The 17,524-nt window shown below is 62.2% G+C and carries 17 protein-coding genes; 8 read left to right on the forward strand and 9 right to left on the reverse strand.

Annotated features, from left to right (window positions below; translation table 11 throughout):
* Position 1: 1 nt before the first annotated feature.
* The 5 genes from BFQ00_RS23735 to BFQ00_RS23755 all read right to left on the reverse strand — a co-directional run bounded on the left by BFQ00_RS23735 (position 2) and on the right by BFQ00_RS23755 (position 5,329).
* On the reverse strand, positions 2-1,090 hold the full coding sequence (locus BFQ00_RS23735) for a flagellar basal body P-ring protein FlgI (protein ID WP_163001578.1): 1,089 nt from the start codon (positions 1,088-1,090) through the stop codon (positions 2-4).
* A gap of 27 nt (positions 1,091-1,117) precedes the next feature.
* Positions 1,118-1,813: a flagellar basal body L-ring protein FlgH gene (flgH, locus tag BFQ00_RS23740; protein WP_065884533.1), complete on the reverse strand. Its 696-nt coding sequence runs from the start codon at positions 1,811-1,813 to the stop codon at positions 1,118-1,120.
* Between the two features lie 51 nt (positions 1,814-1,864).
* Positions 1,865-2,650 carry a flagellar basal-body rod protein FlgG gene (gene flgG, locus BFQ00_RS23745; RefSeq protein ID WP_065884532.1) on the reverse strand — a complete coding sequence of 262 codons (786 nt, stop codon included), beginning with the start codon at positions 2,648-2,650 and terminating at the stop codon, positions 1,865-1,867.
* A 70-nt stretch (positions 2,651-2,720) separates the two neighbouring features.
* Positions 2,721-3,461 carry a flagellar basal body rod protein FlgF gene (locus BFQ00_RS23750; RefSeq protein WP_065884531.1) on the reverse strand — a complete coding sequence of 247 codons (741 nt, stop codon included), beginning with the start codon at positions 3,459-3,461 and terminating at the stop codon, positions 2,721-2,723.
* Between the two features lie 305 nt (positions 3,462-3,766).
* On the reverse strand, positions 3,767-5,329 hold the full coding sequence (locus BFQ00_RS23755; protein WP_065934919.1) for a sigma-54-dependent transcriptional regulator: 1,563 nt from the start codon (positions 5,327-5,329) through the stop codon (positions 3,767-3,769).
* A gap of 258 nt (positions 5,330-5,587) precedes the next feature.
* Here BFQ00_RS23755 and phhA point away from each other — a divergent pair, with 258 nt between their 5' ends.
* The 3 genes from phhA to BFQ00_RS23770 all read left to right on the forward strand — a co-directional run bounded on the left by phhA (position 5,588) and on the right by BFQ00_RS23770 (position 8,026).
* Entirely contained in the window at positions 5,588-6,379 is a 792-nt protein-coding gene (gene phhA, locus BFQ00_RS23760) for a phenylalanine 4-monooxygenase (RefSeq protein WP_065884529.1), read from the forward strand.
* 97 nt (positions 6,380-6,476) lie between these two features.
* On the forward strand, positions 6,477-6,833 hold the full coding sequence (locus BFQ00_RS23765; RefSeq protein ID WP_065884528.1) for a 4a-hydroxytetrahydrobiopterin dehydratase: 357 nt from the start codon (positions 6,477-6,479) through the stop codon (positions 6,831-6,833).
* On the forward strand, positions 6,833-8,026 hold the full coding sequence (locus tag BFQ00_RS23770; protein ID WP_065934920.1) for an amino acid aminotransferase: 1,194 nt from the start codon (positions 6,833-6,835) through the stop codon (positions 8,024-8,026). The genes BFQ00_RS23765 and BFQ00_RS23770 overlap by 1 nt, the downstream gene beginning before the upstream one ends.
* 186 nt (positions 8,027-8,212) lie before the next feature.
* Here BFQ00_RS23770 and BFQ00_RS23775 read toward each other — a convergent pair whose 3' ends face one another.
* Positions 8,213-9,022: a UDP-2,3-diacylglucosamine diphosphatase gene (locus BFQ00_RS23775; protein WP_065884526.1), complete on the reverse strand. Its 810-nt coding sequence runs from the start codon at positions 9,020-9,022 to the stop codon at positions 8,213-8,215.
* Positions 9,023-9,159: 137 nt separating this feature from the next.
* Between BFQ00_RS23775 and BFQ00_RS23780 the strand changes: the two genes are divergently transcribed.
* Positions 9,160-9,909, forward strand: a complete 750-nt coding sequence (locus BFQ00_RS23780) for an AraC family transcriptional regulator (RefSeq protein WP_065934921.1) — start codon at positions 9,160-9,162, stop codon at positions 9,907-9,909.
* A 94-nt stretch (positions 9,910-10,003) separates the two neighbouring features.
* Complete coding sequence (locus tag BFQ00_RS23785) at positions 10,004-10,885, forward strand: DMT family transporter (protein ID WP_065934922.1); 882 nt, start codon at positions 10,004-10,006, stop codon at positions 10,883-10,885.
* A 2-nt stretch (positions 10,886-10,887) separates the two neighbouring features.
* On the opposite strand, the gene BFQ00_RS23790 is transcribed toward BFQ00_RS23785, so the two are convergent.
* Positions 10,888-11,175 carry a SelT/SelW/SelH family protein gene (locus BFQ00_RS23790; protein ID WP_065893778.1) on the reverse strand — a complete coding sequence of 96 codons (288 nt, stop codon included), beginning with the start codon at positions 11,173-11,175 and terminating at the stop codon, positions 10,888-10,890.
* A gap of 83 nt (positions 11,176-11,258) precedes the next feature.
* Here BFQ00_RS23790 and BFQ00_RS23795 point away from each other — a divergent pair, with 83 nt between their 5' ends.
* A complete protein-coding gene (locus BFQ00_RS23795; protein ID WP_065884522.1) occupies positions 11,259-13,448 on the forward strand; it encodes a patatin-like phospholipase family protein in 2,190 nt (729 codons plus the stop codon).
* 109 nt (positions 13,449-13,557) lie between these two features.
* Here the strand turns inward: BFQ00_RS23795 and BFQ00_RS23800 are convergent, their stop codons facing one another.
* Both BFQ00_RS23800 and recQ read right to left on the reverse strand, forming a co-directional pair.
* Positions 13,558-13,992 carry a MarR family transcriptional regulator gene (locus BFQ00_RS23800; protein ID WP_065884521.1) on the reverse strand — a complete coding sequence of 145 codons (435 nt, stop codon included), beginning with the start codon at positions 13,990-13,992 and terminating at the stop codon, positions 13,558-13,560.
* A 121-nt stretch (positions 13,993-14,113) separates the two neighbouring features.
* On the reverse strand, positions 14,114-16,240 hold the full coding sequence (gene recQ / locus BFQ00_RS23805; RefSeq protein WP_065893782.1) for a DNA helicase RecQ: 2,127 nt from the start codon (positions 16,238-16,240) through the stop codon (positions 14,114-14,116).
* Between the two features lie 277 nt (positions 16,241-16,517).
* Here recQ and BFQ00_RS23810 point away from each other — a divergent pair, with 277 nt between their 5' ends.
* Both BFQ00_RS23810 and BFQ00_RS23815 read left to right on the forward strand, forming a co-directional pair.
* Positions 16,518-17,105 carry a UPF0149 family protein gene (locus tag BFQ00_RS23810; RefSeq protein ID WP_057721316.1) on the forward strand — a complete coding sequence of 196 codons (588 nt, stop codon included), beginning with the start codon at positions 16,518-16,520 and terminating at the stop codon, positions 17,103-17,105.
* Positions 17,106-17,125: 20 nt separating this feature from the next.
* Positions 17,126-17,509 carry a YbaN family protein gene (locus BFQ00_RS23815; RefSeq protein ID WP_065893780.1) on the forward strand — a complete coding sequence of 128 codons (384 nt, stop codon included), beginning with the start codon at positions 17,126-17,128 and terminating at the stop codon, positions 17,507-17,509.
* Positions 17,510-17,524 lie beyond the last annotated feature (15 nt).

A 17,524-nucleotide genomic window follows, 5' to 3' on the forward strand; every position in this document is an offset into this window, starting at 1 on the left:
CTCAGATCACAATCAGGTCGGCTTGCAGGGCACCGGCCTGTTTCAGGGCTTCGAGGATCGCCATCAAGTCGCCGGGGGCCGCGCCCACCTGGTTCACCGCGCGGACAATCTCATCCAGGGTGGTGCCGGGGCCGAACTTGAACATTGGCTTGGCTTCTTGCTGTGCATTGACCCGCGAACGCGGGACCACGGCGGTCTGACCGTTGGACAAGGGCCCAGGCTGGCTGACGATCGGGTCTTCGGTAATGGTCACGGTCAGGCTGCCGTGGGTCACCGCCGCCGGCGAGACCTTGACGTTTTGCCCGATCACGATGGTGCCGGTGCGCGAGTTGATGATGACTTTGGCGATGGCCTGACCTGGGTCGACCTCAAGGTTTTCCAGGATCGACAAGTAGTCGACGCGCTGGCTTGGGTCCAGCGGCGCGGTGACGCGGATCGAGCCGCCGTCGATGGCCTGGGCCACGCCAGGGCCAAGCATGTCGTTGATCTTGTCGACCACACGCTTGGCGGTGGTGAAGTCGGAACGGTTGAGGTTCAGGGTCAGGCTGTTGCCCTGATTGAAGCCGCTCGGCACGGTGCGTTCAACACTGGCACCACCGGGAATGCGACCGGCCGACGGCACGTTGACGGTGATCTTCGAACCGTCGCGGCCTTCGGCGTCGAACCCGCCCACCACCAGGTTGCCCTGGGCAATGGCGTAGACGTTGCCGTCGATCCCTTTGAGCGGGGTCATCAGCAAGGTGCCGCCCCGCAGGCTTTTGGAGTTACCGATGGACGCAACGGTGATGTCCACCACCTGGCCCGGCTTGGCGAACGCCGGCAAATCGGCACTGATCGACACCGCCGCGACGTTTTTCAGCTGCACGTTGCCCGAACCCGCAGGCACCTTGATGCCGAACTGCGACAGCATGTTGTTGAAGGTTTGCAGGGTGAACGGGGTCTGGGTGGTCTGGTCACCCGTGCCGCTGAGGCCGACCACCAACCCGTAGCCGATCAACTGGTTGGAGCGCACGCCGGAAATGCTGGCGATGTCTTTCAGGCGTTCGGCCTGGGCGACGGCGCTCAGGGACAGCAACACTACCGCCGCCATCAGTTGCTTGACGTTCAAAATGGCCACCTAGAAAGGGAACAACGGGCTAAGGAAGAAACGGTCGAACCAGCCCGGCTGGCTTGCATCGGCAAACGAACCCGTACCCGAGTAGGTAATGCGCGCATCGGCAATCCGCGTCGACGGCACGGTGTTGTCGGTGGCAATGTCATCGGCGCGGACCATGCCGGCAATGCGCACCAGTTCGTCGCCGGTGTTGAGGGTCATCCATTTTTCACCGCGTATGGCAATGATGCCGTTGGGCAACACGTCGGCCACGGTCACGGTGATCGAACCGGTCAGGGTGTTGCCCTGGGCCGCCGCACTCTTGCCGTTGGTGGCACGGTCGCCGCTGTAACCGGCGTCGAGGCTCAGGTCGCCACTGCCCAACGGGTTATTGGTGTTGGGCACGCCGCCGAACAACGATGTCAGGCCAAGTTTGGCTTTGCTGGTCTTGCCGATCTGCGAGTTGGCATTCTTGCTGGCCTGGGTGCGCTCGTTCAGGGTGATAGTGATGATGTCCCCGACCCGGAACGCCTTGCGGTCGCTGTACAGGTTCTGCTCGAAACCGGCCTGGTAGATCGAGCCATTGTTGGCCGCCGCCGGCAACGGCGTGCGCGGCAACACCGGCGCGTAGTACGGGTCATTGGGTTTCGGCGACGGGGCGACACAGCCCGCAAGCACGGCGATCCCACTCAATGCCAGAACAGAAACAAAGCGATTCATGACCCTAACCTCACGGTGTTACAGGCGCTTTAAGGGCGCCCCATAGACTGATTACAAATTCTGCGTGACGAACGAAAGCATCTTGTCGGCGGTGGAGATCACCTTGGAGTTCATCTCGTAGGCACGCTGGGTGGTGATCATGTTGACCATCTCCTCAACCGTGCTGACGTTGGACGTTTCCAGGGTGCTCTGCAGCGTGGTGCCGAAACCGTTCAGGCCCGGCGTGCCGATTTGCGGCGCGCCGCTGGAGGCGGTTTCCAGGAACAGGTTGTTGCCCATGGCCTGCAGGCCGGCCGGGTTGATGAAGTCGGCGGTTTGCAGGTTGCCGATCACTTGCGACGCGGGGTTACCGGCCACGGTGATGGACACGGTGCCGTCGTTGCCGACCGTGAAGGTCTTGGCGTCCGCCGGAACCACAACGGCAGGCTGCAGGGCGAAACCGTTGGATGTCACGATCTGGCCGTTGGAGTCCAGGTGGAAGGTGCCATCACGGGTGTAGGACGTGGTGCCATCCGGTTGCAGGATCTGGAAGAAACCACGGCCGTTGATCGCCATGTCCAGCGGCTGGCCCGTCTGCTGCAGGTTACCGGCGCTGAAATTCTTCTGGGTGCCGACGATCTGCACACCGGTACCCAGTTGCAGGCCCGACGGCAGCTGGCTGTCCTGGGTCGACTGGGCGCCTGGCTGTTTCTTGATCTGATAGAGCAAGTCCTGGAACTCGGCACGGTCACGTTTGAAGCCCGTGGTCGACACGTTGGCCAAGTTGTTGGAAATGGTGGTCAGGTTGGTGTCCTGGGCGGACAGACCTGTTTTGGCAACCCATAGAGCCGGAAGCATGCTGTTCTCCTCTGTGCGCCTGTTTGTTGGCGCGGTGCTGCGTTGTTTGTTTAAAAGCCGACCAGGGCGCTTAGCTCATCTGCATGACGCGCGTCATGGCCTGGTCGCCTTCTTTAGCGCTGTTCATCATCTTGATGTGCAGCTCGAACTGCTTGGAGAGCGCCAGCACCGCGGTCATTTCCTCAACGGCATTGACGTTGCTCGCCTGGAGGAAGCCCGAGGTCAGCTTGACGTTCGCATCAGCCTGGGCCGGCCTGCCATCCATGGTGTGGATGGTGCCGTCCAGACCCTTGGTCATGTTCTTGAGGTCGGGCTGGACCATCTTGATGCGGTCCACCTCCGCCATTACCCGTGGGCCTTCGCCCATGGAGCGGATGCTGATGGTGCCGTCCGAACCCACTTCGATTTTCTGCTGGGGCGGCACGGCAATCGGGCCGCCGTTGCCCATGATCGGCATGCCGTTGCCGGCGCGCAGTACGCCCAGCGCATCCACGTTCATGCTGGCGCTGCGCACGTAGGCTTCGCCGCCATCGGGCGTTTGCACGGCCATCCAGCCGTCGCCGTTGACGGCCACATCCAGGTCACGCCCGGTTTCGATCATCGCGCCGGGGGTGAAGTCCGTGGCCGGCCGCTCGGTCAGGGCAAAGGCCCGCGCCGGAAAGCTGTCACCGAACACCGGCATCGACCGCGCCTGCTCCAGGTCGCGCTGGAAACCATTGGTGGAAATGTTCGCCAGATTGTTGGCATGGGCCTTCTGCGCCAGAGCATTCTGGCTGGCGCCGGTCATTGCCACATAAAGGTACTTGTCCACGCTCTATCCTCTTTCTGACGGACGCTTGCCGTCCACCGATGTACTGAGGAGACTTAAGCAATTTGCGAACCAACTTTTAAAAACAGGTCGGAGCCCAGCAACGGCGGGGGTTTGCGCGAAGGCGTCTGAAAATAGCGAGGGAGGGATAGTCGAAAAAACGGCGGACTACTGCCGCTTTCGGCAACGGCGCAGATTAAATGTGGGAGGAGGCTTGCCCCCGATGGCAGTCTGTCAGTCAGATCACTCTTGCTGACACACCGCTATCGGGGGCAAGTCGAATCGTCGCACCGCCCCTCCCACATTGGTTATTTGTCGGTCTTGAGGATTTCGTAATCGCGCAGTTTGTTGGCGACGGTGGTGTGGGAAACCCCCAGGCGCTTGCCCAATTGCCGGCTGCTCGGATGCTCGGCGTACAGCGCTTCGAGCACGGCCTTTTCAAACCGCCCGACGATGTCTTCCAACCCGCCCTCCAGCGAAAAATCGCCAAGCGGCTGGCGCACGCCATAATCGGGCAGGCGAATATGCTCAACCTTGACCGTCCCGCCTTCGCACAACGAAACGGCCTGGAACAGCACATTTTCCAACTGACGCACATTGCCCGGCCAGTGATAGTGGCTGAGCTTGTCCATCGCGGCAGGCGCCAATTTGGGCAGCGGGCAACCGATCTGCCGGCTGGCCTGGTCGAGAAAATGCTCGACCAATGGCGCCAGCCCATCAAGGCATTCGCGCAACGGCGGGATATGCAGCGAAAGCACGTTCAAGCGGTGATACAGGTCCTGGCGGAATTCGCCACGTGCGCACAGTTCGGACAAATCGACCTGGGTCGCACAGATCACCCGAACGTCGAGGTACACCTCTTCATCACTGCCCACGCGACGAAAGCATCCATCCTGCAAAAAGCCCAGCAGCTTCACCTGCAGGCGTGCGCTCATTTCCCCTACGCCGTCGAGAAACAACGTACCGCCCGCCGTCAGCTCCAGCAGCCCCAGCTTGCCTTCGGCCCGCGCGCCTTCGAACGCGCCGGGGCCGTAGCCGAACAGCTCGGTCTCGGCCATCGACTCCGGCAAGCCCGCACAGTTGAGCGCCATCAAGGGCGATTGCCCACGCGGGCTCGCCAGGTGGCAGGCCCGCGCCAGCAACTCTTTGCCGGTGCCGGTTTCGCCTTCTATTAATAGAGGCGCATCCAACGGCGCCATGCGCCGCGCCTCACGCACCACCGCCGCCATGACTTTGGAGCTTTGAAAAATGCTGTCGAAGCCGCGCAGTTCCTGCTTGCGTACATTGTAGATACGCTCGCCTACACGGTCGGCGCGGTGCAGGGTCAATACCGCGCCGGCCATGGCTTCGCTGTCGTCGTGTTCAGAGGATTGCAGCGGCGCGATATCGGCCAGGAACACATCGCCCTTGACCTTGACCCGCAGGCCGTTGATCCGCGACTTGCTCGCGCGCACCAACTCCGGCAAGTCGAAGTCTTCGGCGTAGCGCGACAGCGGAATGCCCGGCACTTCGTCCACGCGCACACCCAGCAACTGCGCCGCCGCCCGGTTAGCGGCGACGATCGAGCCGCCCATGTCGATGGACAGCACCGGAAACTCGAGGGCCCCCAGCAGCGCATTGAGCTCCATATGCCGACGCTCGCTGGGCATCAGCCCTACCCTTTTAACGCCGAACACCCCGGCTATCGCCTCGAACTGCGGGCGCAACGCCTGGAACTGCATGTTCACCAGGTTCGGGCAGAACAGGTAGATGGCGTTGCCATGCTCGCCGCCGACCTCGCCCTTGGCCACGTTGACGCCGTACTCCACCAGCAGGTTGAGAATGTCCCGCAGGATGCCAATGCGGTTCTGGCAATGCACTTTGATACGCATGAAAAGGCCCGAAAGTGAGTAAGGCGCCGCGCCTTTTTTGTCGCCGGGCGCAGAAAGTCGTCAAGATTATGTGACAGTACGCAGGGTTTTCCCAGCCCATGGCTGCGGCGAGCCCCGGATACGTAACGAATAGTTTACGAAATGCAGTAACTTTTCCTACGCAAAGGCTTTTGAACCCGGTGGAAACCCGTCGCGCGCGGGTTATCAATAGAGACACAGCAGGACATAACAAGAACGAATGCCTAGCAGGAGAGCCGTATGAAGCAGACGCACTACGTGGCCCGCGAGCCCGATGCGCAAGGTTTTATCCACTACCCGCCGGAAGAACACGCGGTGTGGAATACCCTGATCACGCGCCAGTTGAAAGTGATTGAGGGCCGTGCCTGCCAGGAATACCTGGACGGCATCGACAAACTCGGCCTGCCCTTGGATCGCATCCCGCAACTGGGCGAAATAAACAAAGTGTTGGCCGACACCACCGGCTGGCAAGTCGCCCGCGTGCCGGCGCTGATCCCCTTCCAGACCTTCTTCGAATTACTCGCCAGCAAGCAGTTTCCGGTGGCGACCTTTATTCGTACCCGCGAAGAACTGGACTACCTGCAAGAGCCGGATATTTTCCACGAGATTTTTGGTCACTGCCCGCTGCTGACCAACCCCTGGTTCGCCGAATTCACCCACACCTACGGCAAGCTCGGCCTGGCGGCCACCAAGGAGCAACGGGTGTACCTGGCGCGCCTGTACTGGATGACCATCGAGTTCGGCCTGGTGAACACACCCGAAGGCCTGCGCATCTACGGTGGCGGCATTCTGTCTTCGCCCAAGGAAAGTGTGTATTGCCTGTCGGATGAGCCTGAACGCCAGGCGTTCGATCCGCTGGAGGCGATGCGCACGCCCTATCGCATCGACATCCTGCAGCCGTTGTACTTCGTTTTGCCCGAGCTCAAGCGCCTGTTCGACGTGGCGCAGGAAGACATCATGGGCATGGTCGAGCGTGGTATGCAGTTGGGCCTGCACGCACCGAAATTTCCGCCAAAGCCCAAGGCTGCTTGAGCTGTGCTTTTTTAGGCCAAGTGAGTCTGTTCCCCGGCCCCGCGTTGCTTTAGGGTAGCGCCACTGACCTTCAATCATTCGAATTCAGGACACCTTCATGACCACCTTGAACCAAGCCCATTGCGAAGCCTGCCGCGCCGACGCCCCGCAAGTCAGCGATGAAGAACTGCCGGTGCTGATCAAACAGATCCCCGACTGGAACATCGAAGTGCGCGACGGCGTGATGCAATTGGAAAAGGTTTTCCTGTTCAAGAACTTCAAGTTCGCCCTGGCCTTCACCAACGCCGTGGGTGACATCGCCGAAGCCGAAGGCCATCACCCGGGCCTGCTCACCGAATGGGGCAAGGTCACCGTGACCTGGTGGAGCCACTCCATCAAGGGCCTGCACCGCAACGACTTCATCATGGCCGCACGCACCGATGAAGTGGCCAAGAGCGCCGAGGGCCGCAAGTAATGCACTTTGACGCGATTGGCCGCGTGCCCGGCGACCCGATTCTCGGGCTGATGGACCTGTTCGCCCAGGATACCAACCCGCACAAATTCGACCTGGGCGTGGGCGTCTATAAGGACGACCAGGGCCTGACACCGATCCCTGACTCGGTAAAACGTGCCGAGCAGCGCCTGGTCGATACCCAGGCCACCAAGACTTACATTGGCGGGCACGGCAATGCCGCCTTCGGCGCACTGATCAGCGAACTGGTGCTGGGCGCCGATTCGGCATTGATCGCCGAACGCCGTGCCGGCGCCACCCAGACGCCAGGGGGCACCGGCGCCCTGCGCCTGAGCGCCGACTTTATCGCCCACAGCCTGCCTGGCCGTGGCGTGTGGCTGAGCAATCCGACCTGGCCGATCCACGAATCCATTTTCGCCAAGGCCGGGCTCAAGGTCAGCCATTACCCGTACGTGGGCAGCGACAATCGCCTGGACGTAGCCGCGATGCTCGCCACCCTGAACACTGTGCCCAAGGGCGATGTGGTGCTGCTGCACGCCTGCTGCCACAACCCGACCGGGTTCGACCTGTCCCGGGATGACTGGCGCCAGGTGCTGCAGATTGTGCGCGAGCGCCAATTGCTGCCGCTGATCGACTTCGCCTACCAGGGCTTCGGCGACGGCCTGGAGCAGGACGCCTGGGCGGTGCGCCTGTTTGCCGCCGAGCTGCCGGAAGTATTGATCACCAGTTCGTGCTCGAAGAACTTCGGTTTGTATTGCGACCGCGTGGGTGCACTGATCGTGTGTGCGGCGGATGCCGAGAAGCTCACGGACGTGCGCAGCCAGCTCGCCAATACGGCGCGCAACCTGTGGTCGACGCCGCCGGATCATGGTGCAGCCGTGGTGGCGACCATCCTTGGCGACGCCGAGCTCAAGCAGCAGTGGAGCGACGAAGTCGAAGCCATGCGTTCACGCATTGCGCAACTGCGCGCCGGACTGGTGGAAGCGCTGGCGCCCCACGGCCTGGCCGAGCAGTTTGCCCATATCGGCACCCAGCGCGGGATGTTCTCCTACACCGGCTTGAGTGCCGAGCAGGTCAGGCAACTGCGGGAGAAGCACAGTGTGTACATGGTCAGTTCGGGCCGGGCCAATGTGGCCGGGGTTGATGCCACACGGCTGACGCTACTGGCCCAAGCCATCGCCGACGTCTCAAGCTGACGAAACCGAGGCCAAATGTGGGAGGGGGCTTGCCCTAACATGTGTAGGAGCGAGCTTGCTCGCGAAAAACTCACAGGCAACGCGTTCATTCAGGAAGCACGCGTTGTCGTTGACGTTTTTCGCGAGCAAGCTCGCTCCTACAGGCATCAGGGCTTGCCCCCTCCCACATTTGACCCAGTCAAGACTTCAGGTTGTGACCATCTCAGCCTTAAGCAGCGCCTCTTTGGCCTGCGCATCCGCCAACCGATACAACTCGATATGCCCATCCCAGTGCTCGATCAACGCCGTGCACGATTCCACCCAATCCCCGCAGTTCAGGTAATCCACCTCGCCCACCTTGCGGATCTCCGCATGATGGATATGCCCGCACACCACCCCGTGCAGCTCACGCTTGGTCACCTCGTGGGCGATGGCCTCTTCGAAATCGCTGATAAAACTCACCGCGGTTTTCACCTTGTGCTTCAAGTACGCCGACAGCGACCAATAACCGTAGCCATAGCGCGCCCGCCAATGATTGAGCCAGCGGTTCAGGGTCAGGGTGAATTCGTAGGCCGAGTCCCCCAGGAAGGCGAGCCAGCGGTGGTAACGGGTGATCACGTCGAACTGATCGCCGTGAATCACCAGCAGATGACGACCGTCCGCCGTGACATGCACCGCCTCGTCCACCAGCTGGATATTGCCCAGGATCAGCTTGGAATAGCGCCTGAGAAATTCGTCATGGTTACCGGTGACATAAATCACCTCGGTGCCGCGCTTGGCCATGGTCAGCAGGCGACGAATCACGTTGGTGTGAGCCTGGGGCCAGTACATGCCGCCACGCATTTTCCAACCATCGATAATGTCGCCCACCAGGTACACCTTGTCGGCGTGGTAACCCTTGAGAAACTGCGATAGATGCTCGGCCTGGCAGTCCCGAGTGCCCAGATGCACGTCGGAAATCCACAGGGTTCGCACCCGTTGCTTGCGGCTGGGTTTGGCGAATTCGGCACGGGTCATGGGGGTCCCTCGACGCTGTTTTCGCGAGCTTGCGCCCTGGCGGTTAATAGCCCATGACAACTGCGCGTCAGTCTGATGACAACGCTTGGCCGCCCCTGAGCGATGTAGACTGGGGACTTGCCGCCCAGGAGAGCGCAATGAGCCCCAGTCTTACGCTTCGCCAGTACACCGATGCCCCCATCGCCCACAGCCATGACCATGCACAATTGGTGTTTGGCCTGTCCGGGCGCCTGGATTTCGAAGTGGATGGCTGCGCTGATCAGGTGCAGGAAAGCAGCGTGATGATCCTGCCGTTTGCCGCTCACCACGCCTGCGGCAGCCGCGACGGTAGCCGCTGCCTGGTGCTGGATGTGCCAACCGAGCATTGGCTGCTGCAGACACTGGGTGACCACGCCGATGCCAGTCGCCGCCTGCTCGACCGGCCGGCCCGGCTGGCGCTGGATTCGCGCCAGCACCAGTTGGTGCAATGGCTGGCCGGCAGCCCGATACAGGATCCATTGATCGCCCGGCAAGGCGCGCTGCTGCTGCTCGCCAGCCTCAATCATCCGCAGGCGATGCCACCACCGGGGCGGCGCCTGCCTTTCGCCGCGTTCAACGCGCATATCGAACGCCACGCCGCTCATCCGCTGCATGTCGCGGACCTGGCCCGGATTGCCTGCCTGTCGGTGGCGCGCCTGCACGCGCGCTTCATGCTCGAATGCGGGCAGACCCCCATGGATTACGTGCGCCACCAGCGCCTGCAAATGGCATTGACGCTGCTGCGCGAGACGCCGCTGCCCGTGGGTGAGATCGCCGCCCGCGTGGGCTACCGCTCGCAAAGTGCCTTCGCTGCCGCCATGTTGCGCGAGTTTGGCGCCTCGCCGGGCACAATGCGGCGAACGTCATAGGAAGAGTTTCGCGCTAAACATCGCGAGCCGCACGACAGACATCCCTTTCACCCAACCTCTAGACTGGTGGTCACTTTCGTTGGTAGGCATCGTAATGACTCCCCGCTCAGCCCTCGGCGCCCTGCATATCGGCGCATTGATGTTCGGCCTTACCGGCGTGTTCGGCAAACTGGCGGCCGCCTCACCGTCCATCATCGTATTCGGGCGTGCCGCGTTCGCGGTGATTGCCCTGGCGGTGTTCGCGCGCTTTGCCAGCAATGCGCCGTGGAAACACCTGCAGATGCGCGACTGGCGCCGCTTGCTGGTCAGCGGCGTGCTGCTTGCCACGCACTGGGTGACCTTCTTCATCGCCGTCAAGGTCGCCGGGGTGGCGGTGGCGACCCTGGGGTTCGCCGCCTTCCCGGCCTTTACGGTAATCCTTGAAGGGCTGATCTTCCGCGAGCGGATTCGCGCCAATGAAATGGTGCTGGTAGCGCTGGTCAGCATCGGCCTGGTGCTGGTGACCCCGGACTTCAACCTGGCCAGCGACGCCACGGGCGGCTTGCTCTGGGGCATCGCATCGGGGCTGCTGTTCGCCTTGTTGTCACTGAACAACCGCGCCAGCTCCGGACGTATTCCGGCGGTACAGGCCGCGCTGTGCCAGAACGTGGTGGTCGCGGTCTGCCTGTTGCCCGTGGCGGCGCCGGGGCTGGCGGATGTGCGCGCACTGGACTGGCTGTGGATCGGCCTGCTCGGGGTGTTCTGTACCGGCCTGGCCCACAGCCTGTTCGTCGCCAGCCTGGCCGTGATCAAGGCGCGCACCGCCTCGGTGGTGTTTGCCATGGAACCGGTCTACGGCATCACCGTGGCTTGGCTGCTGTTTGCCGAAACGCCCACCCTGCGCATGCTGCTGGGTGGCGCATTGATCATCGTCGCCATCGTGCTGTCCGGCCTGATGGGCAGCGCGAGCCAGGCCAAACAGCCTGTGGCGACCTGACGTCACTGCGTGCGGTCGTTATGCCCCAGGTCGCGCTGCGGGTCGATCTGATCGCGCACACGCTGCTTGAGCACCTTGGCTTCCGGAAAACCGCCATCGGCCTTGCGCTCCCAGATCTGTACAGCGTCGCAGGTGATACGAAACGCGCCGCCGGTTGACGGTTCCAGCGACACCCTGCCCAGGTCCTCGGCAAACGTACTCAACAATTCCTGGGCCAGCCACGCGGCACGCAACAGCCACTGGCACTGGGTGCAATAGGTGATCACGATCTCGGGTTTGCTGGCGGACATAACGTGAAAGGCTCCTGGGTGACGGCGTCAGTGGATCGAGTGGCTATAATACCGGCCTTTATCGCCCAGCCTCGAGATTCATGATGCGCCGCTTGTTGTCCTGCCTGTTCCTGTGCCTGCTTCCCCTTCTCGCCGACGCCGTTGAAAGCCCGCGCCCGAAAATCGGCCTGGTGCTGTCCGGCGGCGCCGCCCGTGGCCTGGCGCATATCGGCGTGCTCAAGGCGCTGGAAGAACAAGGCATCCAGGTCGACGCGATTGCCGGCACCAGCATGGGCGCGGTGATCGGCGGGCTGTACGCCTCGGGCTACAAGATCGACGAGCTGGAAAAACTCGCCCTCAGTATCGACTGGCAACAGGCCCTGTCCGACGCACCGCCCCGGGAAGACGTGCCGTTCAGGCGCAAGCAGGATGACCGCGATTTCCTGGTCAAGCAGAAACTCAGCTTCCGCGACGACGGCAGCCTCGGCCTGCCGTTGGGGGTGATCCAGGGCCAGAACCTGGCGCTGCTGCTGGAAAGCATGTTCGCCCACAGCAGCAACACGCGTAACTTCGACAAACTGCCGATTCCGTTCCGCGCCGTGGCCACCGACATCACCACCGGCGAAAAAGTCGTGTTCAGCAAGGGCCACCTGCCCCAGGTGATACGCGCCAGCATGTCGATCCCCGCGGTGTTCGCGCCGGTGGAGCTGGATGGGCGGCTGCTGGTCGACGGCGGCATGACCGACAACATTCCCCTGGATGTGGCACGGGACATGGGCGTGGACATCGCCATCGTGGTGGACATCGGCACACCGCTGCGCTCACGCAAGCAATTGGCGACCGTGGTCGATGTGCTCAATCAGTCCATCACCCTGATGACCCGGCGCAATTCCGAGGAACAACTCAAGGCCTTGCACCCCAGGGACGTCTTGATCCAACCGCCCCTGGCCGCCTACGGCGTGACGGACTTCGGACGCGCCAGGGACATGATCGATGCCGGCTACCGCGCCACCCGCGCCCTCGACCTGCGCCTGGCACACCTGCGCCCCGCTGAGCCGGTCGATGCGCAACTGACCGCCGCCCGCACGCCGGGCGAACGCACGCCGATCATTACCGCGATCGACGTGGAAAACGACTCCAAGGTCAGCGACGACGTAATCCGCTATTACATCCGCCAGACGCTGGGCGAACCGCTCAACCTGGGCCGCCTGCAATCGGACATGGGTACGCTGTACGGCCTGGACTACTTCGAGCAGGTGCAATACCGCGTGGTGAAAAAGGGCAAGGACAATACCCTGGTCATCAGCGCGCGCGGCAAGCGCAGCGGTACCGACTACCTGCGCCTGGGGCTGAACCTGTCGGATGACATGCGCGGCGACAGCGCCTTCAACCTTGGCGCCAGCTACCGGGTGAACGGTATCAACCGCCTCGGCGCCGAATGGCTGACGCGGGTGCAGATCGGTGATCGCCAGGAGTTGTACAGCGAGTTCTATCAACCGATGGACACCGGTTCGCGCTATTTTGTCGCGCCCTATATCAGGGCTCAGGCGCAGAACGTCGAGCTGACCCTGGACAACGACCCCGTTTCTGAATACCGGCTGGAGCGCTACGGTTTCGGCCTGAACGTCGGACGGCAGATCGGCAACAGCGGTGAAATCCGCTTCGGCGTGGGAGAAGCCTGGGGCAAGGCGGACGTGCGCATCGGCGATCGCAACCTGCCGAGCATGAGCTTCAGCGAGGGTTTCTATGAGTTGAAATACTCGTTCGACTCTTTCGATAACGTCTACTTCCCGCACACCGGCGAAGACATCGGACTGGCCTTCCGTGAGTTCGCACCCGGACTGGGTTCGGACCAGCGCTACCGCCAATGGGAGTTCAAGCTGGACAAAGCCATGAGCCACGGCCCCGACACCCTGATCCTCGGTGGCCGCTACGGACGCACCCTGGATGATTCGGATGTGGTGGTGTCCAGCTTCCTGCTGGGCGGCGCACGACAATTGTCAGGCTTTCGCGAGGATGCGATCTCGGCCCAGAACATCAGCCTGATGCGCGCGGTGTACTACCGCCGCCTGACGCCGCGCTCGTACCTGCCGCTGGATTTTCCGCTGTACCTCGGGGCCTCGGTGGAACGGGGCCGGGCGTGGAACAACGACAATGCGTTCGACAGCGGCTACATCAACGCGGCGAGCATATTCCTCGGCTTTGATACGCCGCTGGGGCCGTTGAATTTCAGCTATGGGTTCAATGATGACAACCAGAAGGCGGTGTACCTGAACCTGGGCCAAACTTTCTGACACAACGCACAGTAAATGTGGGAGGGGGCTTGCCCCCGATGGCGGTGTATCAGTCAAAAATGCTCCAACTGCCCCCCTCCCACATTTTTGATCTTCACTGAACCTGGAATCAGGACTTTTCCAGATTCGCCAGGATGTGCCCATGGACGCGCATGCATACGCGCAGATCCTCTTCGTCCACCCCCACGAACAGTTCATGGCGCAACGCCGTGGCGATGGTCTCGATCTGGTCGATCAACGGGCGCGCCGTGTCACACAGCAGGATACGTTTGGCGCGGCGGTCTTCCACCACGGCCTGGCGTTGCACCAGGCCCTGACCTTCCAGGCTGTCGAGCAGACGCGCCAGGGTCGGCCCTTCCACGCCGACACTTTGTGCCAGTTCACGCTGGGTGGGTGCTTCGGTAAAACGGGCCAGGTGCAGCAGCACCAGCCATCGCGCCTGGGACAAGCCCAGCCCCGCCAAGCGGCGGTCCAGCTCGGCGCGCCAACCTCGGGACATTTGCGCCAACTGCATGCCAAAACGGTGTTGATCGGTTAACGGCATAAAAAACTCATGATTTAGACTGAAAATAAAGTGTGGCTAATTATTAGTCAGCTAAGCATGAGCCATGCCAGGAGGCAAGGCCCGGTATGTACTGATTCGTTACATTGTCGTAATCGCCACACTAAATTTCGAATTCCGACTGCAAAGCGGCCCGTACACAGTACAAAACACCCTCGGGAACCCGTCCGGCAAACAGGGGCGCGATCTCCGCGACAGGTGGCAATTCGCCCTCTCCGTCGAGAAAGGCATCCTGGATTTCGCCGAGCAAATCCTCCGGCAAATCAAGGGCCTGCTCCAGGGACAATTGCTGCTTGCCGATGGCTTCGGCCAGCAACGTATACACATTCTTTTCCGAGCATTGCAGCTGGCCGGCGATCTGTATCGGAGTCATGCCAGCGCGGGCCAGGCTGATCAGTTCGTGGCGGATATCGGCGATTTCCTTCGGTGCTTCGGCCTGACCGCCGAGCACCTCGAGGAAGGCCTGGCCATAACGCTCCAGCTTGCGTGCGCCCACGCCGCTGACCCTGGCCATTTCGGCCATGCTGGTGGGCTGCTCGCGCAGCATCTCGAGCAAGGTCGAGTCGGGGAAGATGACGTAGGGCGGCACGCTGTGCTCCTGCGCCAGCTTGCGCCGCAGGGTCCGCAAGGCCTCCCACTGTTCGCGCTCCTCGCCACGCACCAGCTGGCTGGCCTGGCTGGTGCTGCTCTTGGCGGTGGTCTGCGGCTTGAGGTCGCGGCGCAGTTCCAGGCTGACTTCGCCCTTGAGCAAGGGCCGGCAGCTGTCGTTAAGGCGCAGGCCACCGTAGCCCTCGATATCGATGTCGACCAGCCCGCGCGCGACCATCTGGCGGAACAGCGAACGCCATTCGCCTTCGGCGCGGGCCTTGCCGACGCCGTAGACCGAGAGTTTCTCATGGCCGAAGCTGCGGACCTTTTCGTTGTCCTTGCCCAGCAATACATCCACCAAGTGACCGACGCCATAGCGCTGGCCGGTGCGGTAGATCGTCGACAACGCCTGGCGCGCCGGCTCGGTGGCGTCCCAGGTCTGCACGCCATCGATGCAGTTATCGCAGTGACCGCAGGGTTGCGGCATGTCTTCATCGAAATACGCCAGCAGCGTCTGGCGGCGGCAGCGGGTCTCTTCACACAGCGAGAGCATCGCGTCGAGCTTGTGCTGCTCCAGGCGCTTGTGGCGCTCATCGCCTTCGGAGTTCTGCAGCATCTGCTTGAGCATCACCACGTCCTGCAGGCCGTAGACCATCCAGGCATCCGCCGGCAGGCCGTCACGGCCGGCGCGGCCGGTTTCCTGGTAATAGGCCTCGAGGGACTTGGGCAGGTCCATGTGCGCCACGAAACGCACGTTGGATTTGTCGATACCCATGCCGAAGGCGATGGTCGCCACCATGATCAGGCCTTCCTCGTTGAGGAAGCGCTTCTGGTGCGCCGAGCGTGTTTCATTGGGCAGGCCGGCGTGATAAGGCAGCGCCGGATAACCTTGCTCACAGAGGAACGCGGCGACTTCATCGACCTTCTTGCGTGACAGGCAATAAACGATGCCCGCATCGCTGCGCCGCTCGGAGAGAAACGCGAGCAACTGCTTGCGCGGCTGCTCCTTGGGCACGATGCGGTAGAAAATATTCGGGCGGTCAAAGCTCGACAGGAAGCGCTCGGCGTTCTGCAAATGCAGGCGCTCGACGATTTCTTCGCGGGTACGCTTGTCGGCGGTGGCGGTCAGGGCGATACGCGGCACATCGGGGAACAGCTCCGCCAGTTGACCGAGCTGCAGGTATTCGCGGCGGAAATCGTGGCCCCATTGCGACACACAGTGGGCTTCGTCGATGGCGAACAGGGCGATTTCCAGGCTCTGCAGGAACGCCAGCATGCGCGGCTGCACCAGCCGCTCCGGCGCCAGGTAGAGCATCTTCACTTCGCCGCGCTTGATCCGCGCCGCCAGGTCGCGCTGCTGCTCGGCGCTGAGGGTGGAGTTCAAGGCAGCGGCGGCGACACCCAGCTCTTCCAGGGTGGCGACCTGATCGTCCATCAATGCGATCAGCGGCGACACCACCACGGCCAGGCCATTGCGCAACAGCGCCGGCACCTGGAAGCACAACGACTTGCCGCCGCCGGTAGGCATCAGGACCAGGGCATCGCCGCCACTGGCCACGCGCTCAATGATCGCACCCTGGCGGCCACGAAAACTGTCGTAGCCGAAGATGTCCTTGAGGACGCGTTGAGCCTGCTCGAGCATGTAAAACTCCAAAATGGTGCGCAAATCCCTCTGTACAGGCTGGCCGAAAAAACCCGCTTTCATGGAAAATAATCCGTAAGCGAAGTTTTCCCGGATTGCCGCATGGCCTGCAGGGGCATCACAAAACGCGGCAGTATACCCGAGCGTTCGTCGGCAAAGGGCGTGACTGACGAATAGACCACCGCTGTTTAAAACCAGGCAAATATGCCGTGCGGCTGGCCTGGGCGCTCAAGAACGCCTAGAATTCAGCATCGTTTATTCCCAAGGTAATTCTTCAATGTCCTTCGCTGAGCAACTAACCCGCCTGCAAGCCTTCCTCGACGCCGATGAGCTGCATGACGAGGCGCTGGACTATGTGGCCGCCCACGGCTACCTGACCGCGCTGTCGATCTGCTCCGAAGTCGTCCCCGACCGTGAGTGGATCGACGCGCTGTTCGCCGAAGAACCCCATTACGCCGACGACGCCCAGCGCGAAGAAATCGAAGCCACCCTGCTGGCGCTCAAGGCCCACATCAGTCGCCAACTGGCTTCCGATGAAGAGTTCGAGCTGCCGTGCGAACTGGACCTGGGCGACGATCCGGACGACTCCGACCTGCGCGGCTGGTGCATCGGCTTCATGGAAGGCGTGTTCCTGCGCGAAGCCGCCTGGTTCGAAACCGCCGAGGAAGAAGTCAGCGAAATGCTCCTGCCGATCATGGTCGGTTCGGGGCTTTTTGAAGAAGAAGCCGAGTTTTCCGATATCGCCGCCGACGCCAACCTGATGGACGACATGATCGTGCAGATCCCGGAAGCCCTCACCGCGCTGTACCTGCTGTGCAACGCGCCTGACGAAAAACCGGCGATCCTCAAGCCACGTCACCACTGAGTCGCTAGCCCGTGGACCCCATGGGCAAGCGCTCGCCGCTCCTGCGTTACGCGCTGCTGGCCATCGGCTGGCTGAGCGTAGCGCTCGGGGTGATCGGCATTTTCCTGCCGGTATTGCCGACGACCCCCTTTCTCCTGCTGGCTGCCGCCTGCTTCGCTCGAAGCTCCCCGCGCTTCTACCACTGGCTGGTGGAACACCCGCGCCTGGGCCCCTGGATCCGTGATTACCTGGACGGCAACGGCATCCCGCTCAAGGGCAAGGTCTACGCCATCGGCTTGATGTGGCTGAGCATTACCGTGTCCTGCTACCTGGTGCCGTTGCCGTGGGCACGCGGGTTCATGCTGACCAGCGCGGTGCTGGTGACGATTTATATCCTGCGCCAGAAAACCCTGCCCCCTCGCTGAGCCGCGACATCACGT

Source organism: Pseudomonas sp. 28 E 9, from assembly GCF_900004785.1.
Classification (GTDB): Bacteria; Pseudomonadota; Gammaproteobacteria; order Pseudomonadales; family Pseudomonadaceae; genus Aquipseudomonas; species Aquipseudomonas orientalis_A.